Below are 15,946 nucleotides of genomic sequence, written 5' to 3' on the forward strand. Positions count from 1 at the left end.
CTGAGCAGCGATCGTTCTAGCTGACGATCAGGCGTCGCGCTTGCGCGTGAAGTCGCCGCCGGGGATCGAAGCCAGCAACGCCTGCGTATAGGGATGCTGCGGGTTGCCGAACACTTCGCCCGCGAGGCCTTGCTCCACCACGGCGCCATCCTTCATCACGGCGACGAGATCGCAGATTTGCGCGGCGACCCGCAGATCATGCGTGATGAAGACGATGGAGAGACCGAGCCGCTGTCGCAATTCGGCGAGCAGCTTTAGCACCTGCGCCTGCACCGAGACATCGAGCGCGGAGACCGGTTCGTCCGCGACCAGCACGGCCGGCTTGAGCGCGAGCGCACGTGCAAGACCAATGCGTTGCCGCTGGCCGCCCGAAAATTCATGCGGAAACCGGTCGCCGGCGGAAGGATCGAGCCCGACCAGCGCAAACAATTCCCGCGCATCGGCGATTGCCTTGGCGCGCGGCGTGCCGTGCACGATCGGTCCCTGCGCCACCAGTTCGGCCGCCTTGCGGCGCGGATTGAGCGAGGCGAACGGGTCCTGGAACACCATCTGGATGTGACGGGTCTCGCGGCGGACGTTCTCACGCGACATCTTCGCCCAGTCGTTGCCCTCGAGCAGGATCGCTCCCTGGTCCGGATCGATAAGCCGAACGATGCAGCGCGCCAGCGTCGACTTGCCTGATCCGGACTCGCCGACGATGCCGAGCGTCGCGCCTCTGGGCAGGGAGAGCGATACGTCCTTGACCGCGGGCGTCACGCGCGCGCCGCGGCCGAGGAAACCGCCGGTGCGGTAGGTCTTGGAAACATCCGATATCGTCAAAATGTTCTCGGCCGCGAGCGCGCGCGGCGGCGGCGCCTTCAGCGGCGGCACGGCGGCGATGAGTTGCTGGGTGTAGGCATGCCTGGGATCGTTCAGCACCGTATTGGCCGGGCCCTGTTCCACGATCGCGCCGTGCTGCATCACCACGACGCGGTCGGCGATCTCGGCGACGACGCCGAAATCATGGGTGATGAACAGCACCGCGGCCTTGCGGCGTTGCTGCAGGTCACGGATCAGCTTCAGGATCTGGGCCTGCGTCGTGACATCGAGCGCGGTGGTCGGTTCATCCGCGATCAGAAGCTTTGGGTCGAGCGCAAGCGCCATCGCGATCATCGCGCGCTGCCGTTGGCCGCCCGACAATTCGTGCGGATAGGCCTTCGCCGCGACCTTGGGATCAGGGATCCGCACGTCGGCGAGCAGGGCCAAAACCCTGGCGGCGATTTCGGTCTTGGACAGTTCGGTGTGGATCGAAAACATCTCGGCGATCTGATCGCCGATGGTGCGCAGTGGATTGAGCGCGGTCATCGGCTCCTGGAAGATCATCGCAATGCCGGCGCCGCGCACCTGGCGCATTTCGGCGACGGTGGCGGAGGCGAGGTCGCGGCCCTCGAACATCACCCGGCCGGCGTCGATCGTCACGTCGTTGGGCAGCAGGCGCATGATGGCGTTGGCCATCATCGATTTGCCGGAGCCGGATTCGCCGACCACGCAGAGGATCTCGTCCGATGCGATCGACAGCGACACATCAGACAATGCGTGCCGCCGGTCGGCGCCCGCCGGCAGGCGGACGCCGAGGTGCTCGATCGAGAGGACGGTGTTCGGCGGCTCGCTCATCGGCTCTTCAGCCTCGGATTGAGCGCATCGTTGAGGCCCTGGCCGACCAGCGACACAGCGAGCACCGTGACCAGGATCGCGATGCCGGGGATCGCCGATACATACCACTGCACCCGCAGCACATCGCGGCCGAGGCCGATCAGGTTGCCCCAGGACGCCACGTTGGGATCGGACAGGCGCAAGAACGCCAACGCGCTTTCGAGCAGGATCGCGACCGCCATCACCACGCTGGCGTAGACAATGACCGGCGGCAGCGCGTTGGGCAGGATTTCGCCGAGGATGAGCTGGATGTCCTTCATGCCGAGGGTGCGGCCGGCCTGGACGAATTCGCGGTTGCGCAGCGACAGGAACTCGGCGCGGGTCAGCCGCGCCGGCGCCGGCCACGACACCACGCCGACCGCGATGGTGACGGTGGTCAGCGTCGACCCGAACACGGCGACCAGAACCAGCAGCAGCACGAAGTTCGGCAAGGTCTGGAAGGCCTCGGTGATCCGCATCAGCACGGTATCGACCCAGCCGCCATAATAGCCGGCGAAAGCACCGACGAAGATGCCGATCAAAATCGCAATCGCGGTGGCGACGCCGCCGATCAGCAGTGAAATCCGCGCGCCGTAGAGAATCTGTGCGGCGATATCGCGGCCGGAATTGTCGGTGCCGAGCAGGAAGCGCGGATTGGAGAACGGCCAGATCAGGGGGCGGCCGGCGAGCGCGAGCGGATCGCGCGGATAGAACCAGCCCGCGCTGACCGCCATTGCGATCACGATCAGGAGCAACACGAGGCCTGCGACCGCGGCAGGACTGCGGAAATAGCGTTTGACCGCATCCATCGTTCTACCCTTCCGCCGAGATGCGCGGGTCAAGCCGGGCATAGAGGAGATCGACGGCGAAGTTGACGACGATGACGAGGAGGGCGGAGACGAACACGATTCCCAGCAGCGTATTGAGGTCGCGCTGCACGACCGACTCGTAGGCCAGCCGTCCGAGCCCCGGCAAGGAGAACACGCTTTCGACCACCACCGACCCGCCCAGCATCGTGCCCGCCTGCAGGCCGATCAGCGTCACCATCGGGAGGAGGGCGTTGCGCAACACGTGCCGCGTCACCACGCGGGTCTCGTCGAGGCCCTTGGCGCGGGCGGTGCGGACATAATCGAGGTTGAGCACCTCCAGCATCGAGGCGCGCATGATGCGCAAATAAATGGCCAGGAAGATCAGCCCGAGCGTCAGTGTCGGCAGCACGAGGTGGCGGGCGATGTCGAGCGTGCGCCAGATGCCTACTTGCACTGTGCCGATATTCTCAAAACCTCCGGGCGGCAGCCACTGTAGATAGACCGAGAACACCACGATCGCCATCAGCCCGAACCAGAATGAGGGCGTGGCGTAGAATACGAGACCAAGCGTCGAGATCAGCGTATCCGGCCAGCGGTTGACACCACGCGCCGCGATCACGCCGAACAACAGACCGAAGAAGAACGCAAAGGACAGCGACGCCGTCATCAACAGAATGGTCGGCGGCAGCCGCTCCAGGATGACCGAAGCCACCGGCTTGCCATAGATCGAAGAGAAGCCGAGATCGAGCCGCACCAGGCGCCAGAGGTAGTTGCCGAGCTGGGCCGGCACCGAGAGGTCGAGGCCGTAAAATTTGCGCAGCTCGCGCGCGGTTGCGGCGTCGCCGCCGCCCATCTGCGCCATCATCGCATCGACGGTGTCGCCCGGCGCGAACTGCAGCAGCAGAAACACGCCGATCAGGATCAAAAACAGGGTCGGGATCGAGGCGGCGAGCCGTCGCCCCGCAAGGCCTAGGATGCGCATAAAGTATCTATAGCGTTTTCGAACGAAGTGGACACCGGTTTGCGCAATTGAATCGGAACGTTGGTACTTCAACCTCGCCCCGCTTGCGGGGAGAGGTCGGCGCGTAGCGCCGGGTGAGGGGGTACAGGTCTATCGATAGATCGAGATTGAGGAGAGAGCCCCTCACCCCGACCCTCTAAGAGCGAGCTTCGCTCGTCTCGACCCCGCAAGAGCGGGGCGAGGGAGAAGTCGAAGGCTAGGAGGAAAGCCAAAGATCGTGCCAGCTTGATGAGCCCCAACGCGGGGTGTTGGAGTGGTTGCGCGCCTTGGCCGAGATCACGGTGACGAAAATCTGCTCGATCGGCATCCAGACCGGCAGCTCGGTATTCACTTCCTTGACGAACTGGGCGTAGAGCGCCTTGCGCTTGGCGGGATCGACTTCCGTCGCCGCATCGTCGATGGTCTTGTCGACGGCCGCGTCGGTCCAGTTCCACTGGTTGGTCCAGGGCGCGCCCTTGGGCTGGCCGGAGCGATACCAGACCGTGGTCGAGACCGCGGGGTCGTTGCGGTACTGATGCCAGCCGGTCGCGAGATCGAAGGCGTGCTCGTCATAGACCTGCTTGAGGAAGCCGCCGCCATCGTTGCGCACGATCTCGACGGGTATGCCGATCTCGCCCAGGGATTGCTGGATAAAGGTCGACCACAGCGAGATGTCCTCGCCCCACGGCGCCGGCAGCAGTTTTAGCGAAAACCGCGTGCCGCCAGCGCCTGCCTTGAAGCCGGCCTCGTCGAGCAGTGCCGCGGCCTTGGCCTTGTCGTAGGGATATTGCGGCGTGTTCGGTCCGGGATAGAAATCCGTCGACGTCGAGGGGATCGGGCCGGTGCCGAGCTTGGCGAAGTCGCCGAGGAAGTTGTCGATGAAGAACGGCACGTTGATCGCGTGCGCGATCGCGCGGCGGACCTTGATGTCGGACAGTTCCTTACGGCGGAAGTTGAACTCGAGCGTGTTGGTGCGGGCGTTACCTTCATTGCCCTTGGTCGAAACGACGAAGCGCTTGTCCTTGGCGAGCCGCGCCATGTCCGAGATCGTGAGGCCCGAGAACGGGCTGTAATGCAGTTCGCCGGCTTCCATCTGCGCCGCCGCCGCGGCGCGATCGGTGATCACGCGCCAGACGATGCGATCGAGATAGGGCGCGTTGGGACGCCAGTAGTCCGGGTTGCGGTCGGCGATGATGTATTGGCCGCGTTCGTATTTGACGAACTTGAACGGGCCGGTGCCGACAGGCGCGAGATTGGTCGGATTCGGGCGGATGTCGCCGCTCTCGTAGAGATGCTTGGCCGAGATGTAGCCGAGGTCGGGCAGCGCGCGCAGCAGCAAATTGAGCGGCATCGGCCGCTCGTATTTGAAGATCGCGGTTTGCGGATCCGGCGTCTCGACGGCGGTGAGGAACAGCTGCAGCGTCGAGCCGTAGTTGAGGATCTTCTTCCACATGTTCATGGCGGTGAATTCGACGTCGGCCGAAGTGAACGGTTTACCGTCGTGCCAGGTGACGCCCTTGCGCAGCTTGAAGGTGACGGTCTTGCCGTCGGGAGAGGCTTCCCAGCTCTCGGCGAGTACGCCGACGGGTTTGCCGTTGGCGTCGAGGTCAACCAGATTTTCCTGAATCTTGCCGCTGATGATGTAGACGCCGGTGGACGCCTGAATGCTCGGATTGAGCTGGCGCTGCTCGGCGCCGTAATGAACGTTGAACACGCCGCCCTTCTTCGGGGTTTCCTGCGCGAAGGCCCGCATCGGATTGATGACATTGGCGGCAATCGCGGCTGATGTCAGCAGCGCGGTGCGGCGATTGATATCGAGGCGGGTCAAATCCATGCGAAACTCTCCGAAGGGTACATCAGGCGGTGCGCCGTTCAGCCGGCGGCGGGCTCTCCTGGATGCTACGATGGAAGGGGAACTGGAGTCATTTTCTAATCGCCGCCCGGTTCGGAAAATCCTTCCGGAAATCCGGACATGCGCGCATCAGCGTTGCGATCGCCGCCGTTTTATTCGGCATCAAAACCATCGCTCGCCATGACGGCGATCAGGCGCGGGAGTGGTCGGAGATCGTCGAAAAAGGCTGTCTGACAAGGCATTTCGCCGCATTCAGCCGGTTTAATGCACCGCCAAAGCCTTAAAAACTAGCCTATTTCCTGCGAATCAGTGCAAGTCAAATAGCGATATAGTTGTGCAGAATGTCGAAAAGCCTGTTTTTTTAGGCAATTTCCGCCATATCGTGCCTCTTCCAGAATCAAATGGAGCAACCATGGCTACCCAAATGTCTAAGTCGCAGCTGATCGAAAAGATCGCTACGTCCACCGAAGTTTCGAAGAAGGAAGTCAAGGGCGTGATGGACGCGCTCGTTGACGTTGGTCACAAGGAGCTGAAGAAGAACGGGGTGTTCCTCGTCCCCGGCTTCGCCAAGTTCGTTGTGGTCAAGAAGCCCGCGACCAAGGCTCGCAAGGGCACCAACCCCTTCACGGGCGAAGAAATGATGTTCAAGGCCAAGCCGGCGCGCAAGATCGTCCGCGCCCGCCCGGTCAAGGCCGCCAAAGACGCGGTGTGATAGCGAAAAGGCCTCCGGCGACGGAGGCCTTTTTTGCTCGGGCCATATTTCGAGCGAAGTGGTCAGCGGTTCGCGTAAGCGAAGCGCGCCAGAATAAGGCGGGATTCCGGTTCTGAACCTATCAGAGCCGGGGTGGCCGCTAGACCACCGGCGACCGGCCGCCATCGACATTGATGGCTGTCCCGGTGATGTAAGAGCCCTGCTCCGAGGCGAGGAAGCAGGCGAGGTTGGCGAATTCCTCCGCCGTGCCCATTCGCCCGAGCGGGACGCCTTTGGCGAGGTCGCGGGTAAAATCGTCGAAATCCGTATCCGGCGCCTTCTGGGCGTGCCGCTTGACCCATTGATCACTCACGATCAGCCCGACCAGCATCGCATTGACCAGAACGTTGTGCGGGCCGCCTTCGTTCGCCATGGCCTTGGTCAGCGCCATGCCGGCCGCCCGGGAGACCGAGGTCGGGGTTGACGCGGCAGCCGGCGCCTTGGCTCCGATGTTCAGCACGTTGATGATGCGGCCCCATTTGCGCGCCTTCATGCCCGGCCAGACCAGCCGGCTGAAACGGATCGCGGCGAACAGTTTCAGGTCGAGGTCGTCCTGCCACATTTCGTCGGTCACGGCCTCGAACGCCATCGCGCGCGAGGTGCCGGCATTGTTGACGAGGACGTCGACCGGGCCGAGATCGGCGGCGATCCTGTCATGGGCCTTGGCAATATCCGCCGCCTTCGAGACGTCGCAGACATAGTCGCGAACCTCGACGCCTTCCTTGGCGAGTGCCTCGCGCGCGGCCTTCAAGTCCTGTGCGCCGCGCGCCAGGATCGCGACCTTGGCGCCGGACTCGGCAAAGCGCCGCGCGACGGCGAGCCCGATACCCTTGCTGCCGCCGGTGACGGCGGCAACGCGGCCCTTCATGGTGACGTCCATTTTTTCCTCCCTGGATGCGGCGTCTGTGCCACCGCTCAGTGCTGTAACGCCATACGGGCCGGGAGGGTAGTTCTCCCCGGGCATGGCGAGGCTTGCGTTTTGCGGTCTGACGAACCCGTGAAGCGCAGAAATATCCATCCGGGAGAGCCGGTGCGCGCGACAAGGATCTTTCGCGTTTCGCGCCTGCGGGAACGGCAATCTTGCTATTTGCAGCGCGGCCTTGCGGGGGAGTGCGGGCCAGCCAAAATCAAGTCGAACCAACAATAGAGTCCAGGAGAATGCCATGGGCCTGCAACAAGCAAAACTCGAGTCGCTTCCCTTCGTCACCGGCGGACTCAACTACCTCGCGCCAACCCCCGGAAAGCCCCGCACTTACGCATTCGATCCACCGCCGGGCGAGCCCCGATCGACGGCGCTGCCCGAACCCCATCAAGTTCCGATCTTCGACGCCCGCCTGATCGCTGGCAGTCTTTCGCTGGACCGCGAGGGTTTTGCCCTGGTCCGCCACCCGACCAGCGTCCGGAATTTCTACGACGATAAGGAGGTGCGGAACGTCTACTATCCCGCCGCCGAAGCTTTTCTCCGCGCAACGTTGAAAGCCGATCGCGTCGTGATATTCGACCATACCGTTCGCAAGCGCGTGGAGGGTGCGGCCGATGTGCGGGACGCCGGCCCGCGCCAGCCGGCGACGCGTGTCCATGTCGACCAGACCGATTTATCAGGCGCCAATCGCGTTCGTGAGCATCTGCCCGACGAGGCTGACGAACTGCTGAAAGGCCGGGTCCAGGTGATCAATCTGTGGCGCCCGATCCGCGGACCGCTGCGCGATGCGCCGCTCGCGATGCTGGACGGCCAGACTGTGGCGCCCGGCGATCTCGTCGCCTCCGATCTGATCTATCCGAACCGGCAGGGCGAAACCTATTCGGTGAAGTACAACCCCGACCATCGCTGGTACTACATTCCTGAGATGACCGCGGACGAAGCGTTGCTGCTGAAGTGCTACGATTCGGCGACCGACGGCCGCACGCGGTTTGGGCCGCACACCGCCTTCATCGATCCAACGACGCCGAAAGACGCCGCACCGCGCGAAAGCATCGAGTTGCGGACGCTGGTGTTCCACAAGCACTGATCGCCTCGCCGGGAATACCATTTGGTATTCCCGGCGTATTGGTGTTACCCCGGCTGCAACAAGGCCGGGAAGAAACGAAACATGGACGGCGGCAAGGCCGACGACGCGGATGTCAACATCCGCGCACTGATTTTTGCGCTTCTGGCGCTGGCCTGCGGTCACATGCTGTCGACCCTGCTGCGCACGATCCCGGCCGTCAGCCTCGACGTGATGGCCGCTGATTTCAAGACGTCGCCGCAGACGCTGGCGAGCTTGACCTCGATCTATCATTTTTCGTTCGCGGCATCGCAGATACCGGTCGGCGCCGCGATGGATCGTTTCGGCGTGCGGCCGGTTTCGCTTTGTCTGCTGATTGGAACGATTGTCGGCGCGTTGGCGTCCGGCCTGGCAACCGGGCCGGAGAGTTTTCTGTTCGGACAATTCCTGCTCGGGGTTGCGAACTCGGGCATGTTGATGTGCCCGATGACGCTGGCCGCAAAGCAATTATCTCCGGCGCGGTTCGGCCTGTGGTCCGGACTGATCCTGTCGATCGGCAATATCGGCATGCTGCTGTCGTCGAGCCCGCTCGCCTTCGTCGTCGAACAATGGGGATGGCGGGCAGGGTTCTGGATTTCCGCCGGCTTCGGCCTGATGGTGGCACTGGCCGTCTATGCCCTGGTGCCGAACCAGCGGGCTGAGCATGCCGATCGTTCGTCGCCGCTGTCGCAGATGGCAAGCGTCCTGCGCATCGGCGTGTCGTATCGGCTGCGCGGCTTGATTGCCATTGCGCTGGTCTCGCTGGCGGCCGTGCTGGTGCTGCGGGGATTGTGGGGCGGTCCGTGGCTGATGGAGATCAAGGGGCTCAGTCGGATCGGGGCCGGCAACGCGCTTGGCCTGTTCACGATCGCGCTGATCGTTGGGCCGGCTCTGATCGGTATTTTCGACCGAAGCTTTGGCCATCGCCGCGAGGTGCTGGCGGCCACGCATTTCCTGGCGGCGCTGTTGCTCGCCTTGATGGCCGCGGGCGCGTCCCATTTTCCAATCTCGGACCTGTTCGGCGTTGCGGCGATGCCGGCTCAATATGACACCGTCCTGCTCGTGTTGATCGGTTTTGCCATGTCGGCGCAGCCGCTGGTGTTCGGCATGACGCGGCAACTCGTGGACCAGCAGAATACCGGCAAGGCGCTGTCAGCGATCAATCTGGCGTTCTTCCTGGGAGCGGCGCTGATGCAATCGGCAACCGGCGTGGTCGCGGCGCTGCTTGGATTACCTGCCGTGCTGCTGTTCATGGCCGCGGCGCTGATCATCGGGACAACGCTGTTTTTGCTGTATACCTAGCAGGCCGTTTCCGGTTTTCGTCATAAGCGGCTACAAGATCAGGCTGAAGTTCTAGCGCTGTGGAATATCGCATGTATCCGGATCCAAATTCTTCATCGCAAAAAATGTACAACCGCGCACTGGCGAGCCTGCCCGGCGGCAATACGCGCACCACGTCTTCATGAAACCGTATCCGATCTACGCCGCGCGCGGCGAGGGATGCCGGGTGTGGGACCTCGACGGCAACGAGTTCATCGATTGCATCAACAATTTCACCTCGCAGATTCACGGCCATGCACACCCAGTGTTGATCAAGGCCGCGACCGCGCAACTTGCGCTGGGATCGGCGTTCGGGATGCCGACCGAATCCGAGGTCGACCTTGCCGAACTGCTCGCCGCGCGAGTGCCGTCGGTCGACCAGGTGCGGTTCTGCAATTCAGGCACTGAAGCTGTCATGATGGCGCTGAAGGCCGCCCGCGCCCATACCGGCCGCCCCAAAATTGCAAAATGCGAGGGCGCGTATCATGGGTCCTACGATTATGCCGAGGTCAGCCTCGATCCGACGCCGGAAGCCTGGGGCCGCAACGCGCCGGTGTCCGTCGCCTACGCCAAAGGCACGCCCGACAATGTGCTGGCCGATGTCCTGACCATTCCCTTCAATGATACCGAGGCCGCTGTCAGCCTGATCCGCGAGCATGGTCCTGAACTCGCCTGCGTCCTTGTCGATCCCATGCCCAATCGCGCCGGGCTGGCGCCGGCCGATCAGGCCTATCTGGAGGCGCTGCGCAAGGTCACGCGCGAGGTCGGCGCGCTGTTGATCTTCGATGAAGTGATCACGTTCCGTCTCGGCTATCGCGGCGCGCAGGGTCTGTTCAATATCGACCCCGATCTGACCACGCTCGCAAAAATCATCGGCGGCGGGTTTCCGGTTGGCGCGGTGTGCGGCCACAAGGAATTCATGGCCGTGTTCGACCCTCGGTCAGGCAAGCCTGCGCTGCCGCATGGCGGCACGTTCTCCGCCAATCCGGTGACGATGCGCGCCGGTATCGCGGCGATGGAACTGCTGGACGAGGCGGCGTTCGCGCGGCTCGATGCAATGGGGGAGGCGGTTCGATCAGGGATCGACGCAGCGTTCCGCCGCCACAATGTTCCCGGCCGCACCGTCGGGCTCGGGTCGTTGCTGAAGATACATCTCGTCGATCGTCCGGTGCGCGACTATCGCTCGGCCTATCCGACCGAAGCGGAAGCCGGGCGTCAGGTGGTTTTCAACCAGGCGCTGCTCAATCGTGGCGTGCTGGCGGCGGGCAATGGATTGATGGCATTGTCGACCCCGATGACGGATGCCGATATACATGCGATCATCGATGCCGTATCGGGCGCGATATCGGAAGTGTCGGCCTCGCTCTAGGTTCAAGAACAACAAGGCAAGAATGTCCGCCAAGATCGATCCCATCACACGGTCCGTCGTCCAGCATCGGCTCAGTTCGATCGTAAAAGAGATGGGCGAAGCCATGCTTCGCACCTCCTATTCGCAGATCCTCAATTCCAGCCGCGACTTTTCGTTAGGGATTTGCGATACGCGCGCCCGCCTGATCGCCCAGGCCGATCATCTGCCGGTGCATGTCGGCGCGTTGCCATGGGCGACGATCGCGGTGGAGGAGCGCTTCAAGGACGTCAAGCCGGGCGACGTCTTCCTGCTCAACGATCCCTATTATGGCGGCAGCCATCTGCCTGATCTCACGGTCTTCGTGCCGGTGTTCGACGGTGACAAGCGGTTGCTCTGGACCATCGTCCGCGCCCACCAAAGCGATATCGGCGGCGCCACCCACGGCGCCTACAATCCCGGGGCAACGGAAATCTGGCAGGAAGGCCTGCGGATTCCGCCGATCAAACTTTCCGAGGCGGGACGGCCGCGCGAGGATCTGCTCGAGATGCTGGCGCTGAATGTGCGAAACCCGCGCGAGTTTCGCGGCGACCTTGCCGCGATGCTGGGCGCGGCGCATCTCGGCGAACGTCGCGTCGCAAAACTGTTCAGCGAATTCGGTGCGCCGGTCGTCGAAGCGGCGATCGAAGCGATCCTGGATGCAACCGAAGCGCAGACCCGCGCCGTGGTCTCGACCTGGAAGGACGGCGTCTTCCACGGCGAGGCGTTTCTCGACGATGACGGCCATGGACGCACGGATATCCGCATCGCGGCCAAGGTCACCAAGAAGGGCAGCGATGTCGAGGTCGATCTGACGCAGTCCGATCCGCAGTCGACCAGTTTTGTCAATTCCTCGCATGCCAACATGCAGGCCGCGGTCGCGATGGCCTTTGCTTATCTGATCGACGCTGACATCCCCAAGAATACCGGCGCGCTGCGCCCGCTGAAGGTGATCGCCAAGCAGGGGACGATCGTCTGGGCCGATCCGGGCCGGCCGGTGACGTTGTGCACGAGCCATCCTTCCAACGAGATCGTCGAAGCGATTGTGAAGGCCATGTCCGCCTCCTGTCCGGAACGCGCGATGGCTGGATGGAGCCGCAGATTCCGGATCGCGATTCAGGGCGAGGATCCGCGTACCGGAAAGCAGTTCATCTGGCATTTGTTTCAGGCTCGACCGGGCGGCGGTGCTTCGTCCGGCGGCGACGGTTACTCGTCGATCGGGGAATGGCACAGCGTCGGTGGATTGAAGTTCGGAAGTATCGAGGTCGCCGAGGCGCGCTTTCCATTGCACTTCCGTCAGCATGAATTCCGCCCGGGCTCCGGTGGCGACGGACAGTTCCGCGGCGGTCTCGGCGTTGCCCTCGATCTGGTGCTGGAGACCGAAAAGCCGTCGCGCGGCAACACCGCGGGCGACGGCGCGCGCCATGGTCCCTGCGGCATGCTCGGCGGCGAGGATGGCGAGCCGCATCATTATCGCCTGCTGTCCGAGGGACGTGAGCCGCGCGTGTTGCGCACCAAGGAAGTCGGCATCGAACTCCATCCCGGCGATTGTCTCGAGATACGCTCGTCCGGCGGCGGTGGCTGGGGGCCACCGTCCAAGCGATCAGCGGAGGCGCGGCGACGCGACGCCGAGCAGGGATTGACCAGTGTTTCCGCGGAGCGACGTGGCTGACGATGTACACAATCGGAGTTGACGTCGGCGGAACCTATACCGACCTAGTGGCCACGGATTCGTCCGGGCGAACCATATTCGCAAAATCGCCATCCACACCCGCCGACCAATCGATCGGCGTCATGACCGGCCTCGAAGAACTGGCGCGGCGATTGAACACGACGCGTGCGGAAATGCTCGCCGCCACAGATCGGCTGGTGCACGGGACCACGGTTGCGACCAACGCGTTGCTGGAGCGCAAGGGCGCCAAGGTCGCGCTCTTGACCACCGAGGGCCATCGCGACGTCATCGAAATGCGCGAAGGCCTCAAGCCCGACCGCTACGATCTGCGTTCGCCGCCGCCGGAGCCCTTGGTACCGCGCGAACGACGTTTTGGCGTTCGCGAGCGGCTGAAGGCGAATGGCGAGGTTTTGACTGCGCTTGATGAGCGCTCGCTTGACGAGGCCATCGCCGGCATCAGGAAACTGGGCGCGACCTCGGTCGCGGTGTGCTTTCTGCATTCCTATCTCAACCCCGTCCACGAACTTGCCGCGGTCGAGCGCCTGGCAAAAGAACTGCCTGACGTCAGCGTGTCGCGTTCCAGCGACGTGCTGCCGCAGATCAAGGAGTACGAGCGCGTCTCGACCACGATCGTGAACGCCTATGTCGAACCGATCGTGCGGCGCTATCTCACCAATCTCGAGCGGCGCCTGAAAGAGGCCGGCCTCAAGGGCAGCCTGTTCGTCATCCTGTCGCATGGCGGCATGGCGCCGGTCGAGGAAGCCTCGCGCCTCGCCGCGGGCACGGTGCTGTCAGGGCCGGCGGGCGGCATGTCGGGCGGTCGGCGCTGCGCCGAGCTGCTCGGCATTCCCGATCTGGTGCCGTTCGACATGGGCGGAACCAGCACGGACATCTCTCTCATTTCGGACGGACAGGCCTCGCTCTCCGCCGATGGCCTGCTGGCGGGCCAGCGCATTGCCTTGCGCAGCCTTGATATTGCGAGCATCGCTGCCGGCGGCGGCTCGATCGCCAGCGTCGATGGCAGCCGCACGCTGCGGGTCGGTCCGGAAAGTGCCGGCTCGATTCCGGGTCCGGCCTGTTACGGCAATGGCGGGCAGGCCGCGACCGTCACCGATGCCAATGTCGTGCTCGGTTATCTCGATGCCGCCGCCTTCATGGGCGGGCAGCGCCCGCTCGATCGCGCGGCGTCGGAAGCCGCGGTCGATCGTGTCGCCGCATCCATGGAGCTCTCGCGCGTCGAGGCCGCCGCGGGCATTTACCGCATGATCAATTTGAACATGGCGGACGGCATCCGCCTGATGACGTTGCGCCGCGGCGTCGATCCCCGGAAATTCGCGCTGTTGAGTTTCGGCGGCGCGGCGGGCTTGCATGCGGCCGAGGTTGCGCGCGAACTGGAGATCAAACGCATCATCGTGCCGACGGTGGCCTCCGTGCTGTCGGCATGGGGCATGCTGACCAGCGATCTGCGCTATGAGATGAGCCGCACGCATTATGGCAGGGCGGCGCGCATTTCCGCCGGCGAAGTGCGTGAGCTGTTCGGCGAACTGGAGCAGGCGGCTACCGGTCGGCTGCGCTCATGGTTCAACGGGCCGCTGTCGATCGAACGCTCCGCCGAAATGCGTTACGGCGAACAGATTTTCGAGATCGACGTTTCGCTGGATGGTCTTGACTGGAATGCGGCCGACCTCGTCGATCGGATCGAGCAGCGCTTTCATCGCAAGCACGAGGAACTCTATACCTATGCCTCGCCCGGGCAGGAGGTCGTGTTCGTCAACGCGCGGGTCGCGGCGGTCGGCGCCGTCGCGCCAAACGATCAGAACACGCGCCCGGCGGCGTCGGCGGGCGTTTGCGCGCCACGCGGCAAACGTCAGGCGTTCTTTGGCGGCTGGCGCGAGGTGCCGGTCTATGCGCTCGATGCGCTGCAGCCCGGGCATTCCCTGACCGGTCCTGCCATCATTGAGGCGGAAACCACCACGGTGCTGGTCGATAGCGGCGACCGCGTCAGCGTCAATGCGCTCGGGTGGCTGGACATAACCCTGCGCTGAACACAAAAATTGATTTCAACAGCGCCGGATTGGGCAGTATTATCCCAAGTGCTGGGTTAGGCGTCACAAGCTTGAGTTAGCGTGAAGCCATGTTCATGAAAACAATAAAAGAAGCTGGAACTATCCTGGCCCTGTTAGCCGCCGCGCTGTTCGCCGGCATGCCGATATCGGCGCGACAGGCCCATGGCGGCGGCGTCACCGATACCGAAATCCGCATCGGCAACGTCATGCCGTATACCGGACCCTTGGCCGCGTTCGCGGCGATCGGCAGGGCTGAAGCCGCCTATTTCGACATGATCAATGATCGCGGCGGCATCAACGGTCGCAAGATCAAATTCATCTCCCGTGACGACAGTTCCAATCCGAAGATGGCAGCGGAGCACACAAGTCAACTGGTGGAGCAGGAGAACGTGCTGCTGATGTTTGGCTCGTTCGGCACGCCGAGCAATCTGGCGACGCGGACCTACCTCAACGAGAAGAAAGTGCCGCAACTCTTTGTCGCGTCCGGTGACGAGGAGTGGGCGCATCCCAAACGATTTCCGTGGTCCATGGGCTGGCAGCCGACGTTTCGCGCCGAGGGACGGATCTACGCCAACTATATCCAGGCTTCCTATCCGAGCCGCAAGATCGCGGTGCTCTGGCAGAACGATCAGTTCGGACGCGATCTGTTCAGGGGATTGCAGGAAGGGCTCGGCGTCACTGCCCGCATGATCGTGGCTGATATCGCCATCGAGGCAGATATGTCGATCGATGCGCAGGTCGACATCCTCAAGAATTCCGGGGCCGAAGTGCTCGTGCTGAATTGCGCACCGCCAATCTCGGCGCGGGCCATCCGAAGAGCGGCCGAACTGGGTTGGTATCCGGTGGTGGTGCTGGTCAATGCGGCGGCTTCGATCGCGAATGCGCTGAGACCTGCCGGGCTTGCGAACGCCGCCGGCGTGATCTCGACCTCGTTCCTCAAGGACGCCGGCGACACCACCTGGAAGGAAGACCCTTCGATCAAGGCGTGGCTGTCATTCATGGACAAGTATTATCCCGATGGTGACAGGGAGGATAGTTACGGCATCTTCGGCTATGCCGCGGCCGAAACCCTGGTCCAGGTATTGACGCAGTGCGGCGACGACCTGTCACGCGAGAACATCATGCGGCAGGCCGCGTCGCTGAAGAACTATCAGAGCCCGATCATTCTGCCGGGCATTGCCATCAACACGGGACCTGCGGATTTTCATCCCATCAAGCAGATGCGGCTGGTGCAATTCGACGGCAACGCCTGGCAGCCGATCGGCGACGTCATCGAAAGCGCGTTTGCGAGCAGGCCGGGCGATAATTGAGGTTGGCGGTCTCTCGGTCGTCGTCCCGGCGAACGCCGGGACCCATACGCCGTGAAGTCAATTGTTACGGGAGGCGTCAGTTGTCTT

At 63.3% G+C, this 15,946-nt stretch carries 13 protein-coding genes; 8 read left to right on the top strand and 5 right to left on the bottom strand.

Translation table 11 applies throughout. The features are described from left to right. Window positions 1–27 precede the first annotated feature (27 nt). The 4 genes from JQ600_RS02830 to JQ600_RS02845 form a co-directional block, all read right to left on the bottom strand. A complete protein-coding gene (locus tag JQ600_RS02830; protein ID WP_212389045.1) occupies window positions 28–1,653 on the bottom strand; it encodes an ABC transporter ATP-binding protein in 1,626 nt (541 codons plus the stop codon). Further along, window positions 1,650–2,480 (bottom strand): ABC transporter permease, encoded by an 831-nt coding sequence (locus JQ600_RS02835; protein WP_192734916.1) that lies wholly within the window; start codon window positions 2,478–2,480, stop codon window positions 1,650–1,652. The genes JQ600_RS02830 and JQ600_RS02835 overlap by 4 nt, the downstream gene beginning before the upstream one ends. Before the next feature lie 4 nt (window positions 2,481–2,484). Then, window positions 2,485–3,462, bottom strand: a complete 978-nt coding sequence (locus tag JQ600_RS02840) for an ABC transporter permease (protein ID WP_212389046.1) — start codon at window positions 3,460–3,462, stop codon at window positions 2,485–2,487. Between the two features lie 235 nt (window positions 3,463–3,697). After that, complete coding sequence (locus JQ600_RS02845; protein WP_212389047.1) at window positions 3,698–5,314, bottom strand: ABC transporter substrate-binding protein; 1,617 nt, start codon at window positions 5,312–5,314, stop codon at window positions 3,698–3,700. A 29-nt stretch (window positions 5,315–5,343) separates the two neighbouring features. Between JQ600_RS02845 and JQ600_RS02850 the strand changes: the two genes are divergently transcribed. After that, on the top strand, window positions 5,344–5,616 hold the full coding sequence (locus JQ600_RS02850) for a hypothetical protein (protein ID WP_212389048.1): 273 nt from the start codon (window positions 5,344–5,346) through the stop codon (window positions 5,614–5,616). A 128-nt stretch (window positions 5,617–5,744) separates the two neighbouring features. Next, a complete protein-coding gene (locus JQ600_RS02855) occupies window positions 5,745–6,044 on the top strand; it encodes an HU family DNA-binding protein (protein WP_192734913.1) in 300 nt (99 codons plus the stop codon). Window positions 6,045–6,183: 139 nt separating this feature from the next. On the opposite strand, the gene JQ600_RS02860 is transcribed toward JQ600_RS02855, so the two are convergent. Next, window positions 6,184–6,963, bottom strand: coding sequence for an SDR family oxidoreductase (locus tag JQ600_RS02860; RefSeq protein ID WP_212389049.1), 780 nt, complete (start codon window positions 6,961–6,963; stop codon window positions 6,184–6,186). 283 nt (window positions 6,964–7,246) lie between these two features. Here JQ600_RS02860 and JQ600_RS02865 point away from each other — a divergent pair, with 283 nt between their 5' ends. From JQ600_RS02865 to JQ600_RS02890, 6 genes are all read left to right on the top strand, one after another. Next, window positions 7,247–8,092, top strand: a complete 846-nt coding sequence (locus JQ600_RS02865; protein ID WP_212389050.1) for a CmcJ/NvfI family oxidoreductase — start codon at window positions 7,247–7,249, stop codon at window positions 8,090–8,092. Between the two features lie 81 nt (window positions 8,093–8,173). After that, a complete protein-coding gene (locus JQ600_RS02870; RefSeq protein WP_212389051.1) occupies window positions 8,174–9,409 on the top strand; it encodes an MFS transporter in 1,236 nt (411 codons plus the stop codon). Between the two features lie 160 nt (window positions 9,410–9,569). After that, on the top strand, window positions 9,570–10,796 hold the full coding sequence (locus tag JQ600_RS02875; protein WP_249135649.1) for an aspartate aminotransferase family protein: 1,227 nt from the start codon (window positions 9,570–9,572) through the stop codon (window positions 10,794–10,796). Between the two features lie 22 nt (window positions 10,797–10,818). Continuing rightward, window positions 10,819–12,483 carry a hydantoinase B/oxoprolinase family protein gene (locus JQ600_RS02880; protein ID WP_212389053.1) on the top strand — a complete coding sequence of 555 codons (1,665 nt, stop codon included), beginning with the start codon at window positions 10,819–10,821 and terminating at the stop codon, window positions 12,481–12,483. Window positions 12,484–12,485: 2 nt separating this feature from the next. After that, a complete protein-coding gene (locus JQ600_RS02885; RefSeq protein ID WP_212389054.1) occupies window positions 12,486–14,528 on the top strand; it encodes a hydantoinase/oxoprolinase family protein in 2,043 nt (680 codons plus the stop codon). Between the two features lie 95 nt (window positions 14,529–14,623). Then, window positions 14,624–15,859, top strand: coding sequence for an ABC transporter substrate-binding protein (locus tag JQ600_RS02890; RefSeq protein WP_212389055.1), 1,236 nt, complete (start codon window positions 14,624–14,626; stop codon window positions 15,857–15,859). Window positions 15,860–15,946 lie beyond the last annotated feature (87 nt).

The organism is Bradyrhizobium sp. AUGA SZCCT0176, from assembly GCF_018130145.1.
GTDB lineage: Bacteria > Pseudomonadota > Alphaproteobacteria > Rhizobiales > Xanthobacteraceae > Bradyrhizobium.

Excerpts from the sequence above, each read along its gene's own strand:
- JQ600_RS02830 (WP_212389045.1), bottom strand. The coding sequence starts at position 1,653 with ATGAGCGAGCCGCCGAACACCGTCCTCTCGATCGAGCACCTCGGCGTC.
- JQ600_RS02835 (WP_192734916.1), bottom strand. The coding sequence starts at position 2,480 with ATGGATGCGGTCAAACGCTATTTCCGCAGTCCTGCCGCGGTCGCAGGC.
- JQ600_RS02840 (WP_212389046.1), bottom strand. The coding sequence starts at position 3,462 with ATGCGCATCCTAGGCCTTGCGGGGCGACGGCTCGCCGCCTCGATCCCG.
- JQ600_RS02845 (WP_212389047.1), bottom strand. The coding sequence starts at position 5,314 with ATGGATTTGACCCGCCTCGATATCAATCGCCGCACCGCGCTGCTGACA.
- JQ600_RS02855 (WP_192734913.1), top strand. The coding sequence starts at position 5,745 with ATGGCTACCCAAATGTCTAAGTCGCAGCTGATCGAAAAGATCGCTACG.
- JQ600_RS02860 (WP_212389049.1), bottom strand. The coding sequence starts at position 6,963 with ATGGACGTCACCATGAAGGGCCGCGTTGCCGCCGTCACCGGCGGCAGC.
- JQ600_RS02865 (WP_212389050.1), top strand. The coding sequence starts at position 7,247 with ATGGGCCTGCAACAAGCAAAACTCGAGTCGCTTCCCTTCGTCACCGGC.
- JQ600_RS02870 (WP_212389051.1), top strand. The coding sequence starts at position 8,174 with ATGGACGGCGGCAAGGCCGACGACGCGGATGTCAACATCCGCGCACTG.
- JQ600_RS02875 (WP_249135649.1), top strand. The coding sequence starts at position 9,570 with ATGAAACCGTATCCGATCTACGCCGCGCGCGGCGAGGGATGCCGGGTG.
- JQ600_RS02880 (WP_212389053.1), top strand. The coding sequence starts at position 10,819 with ATGTCCGCCAAGATCGATCCCATCACACGGTCCGTCGTCCAGCATCGG.
- JQ600_RS02885 (WP_212389054.1), top strand. The coding sequence starts at position 12,486 with ATGTACACAATCGGAGTTGACGTCGGCGGAACCTATACCGACCTAGTG.
- JQ600_RS02890 (WP_212389055.1), top strand. The coding sequence starts at position 14,624 with ATGAAAACAATAAAAGAAGCTGGAACTATCCTGGCCCTGTTAGCCGCC.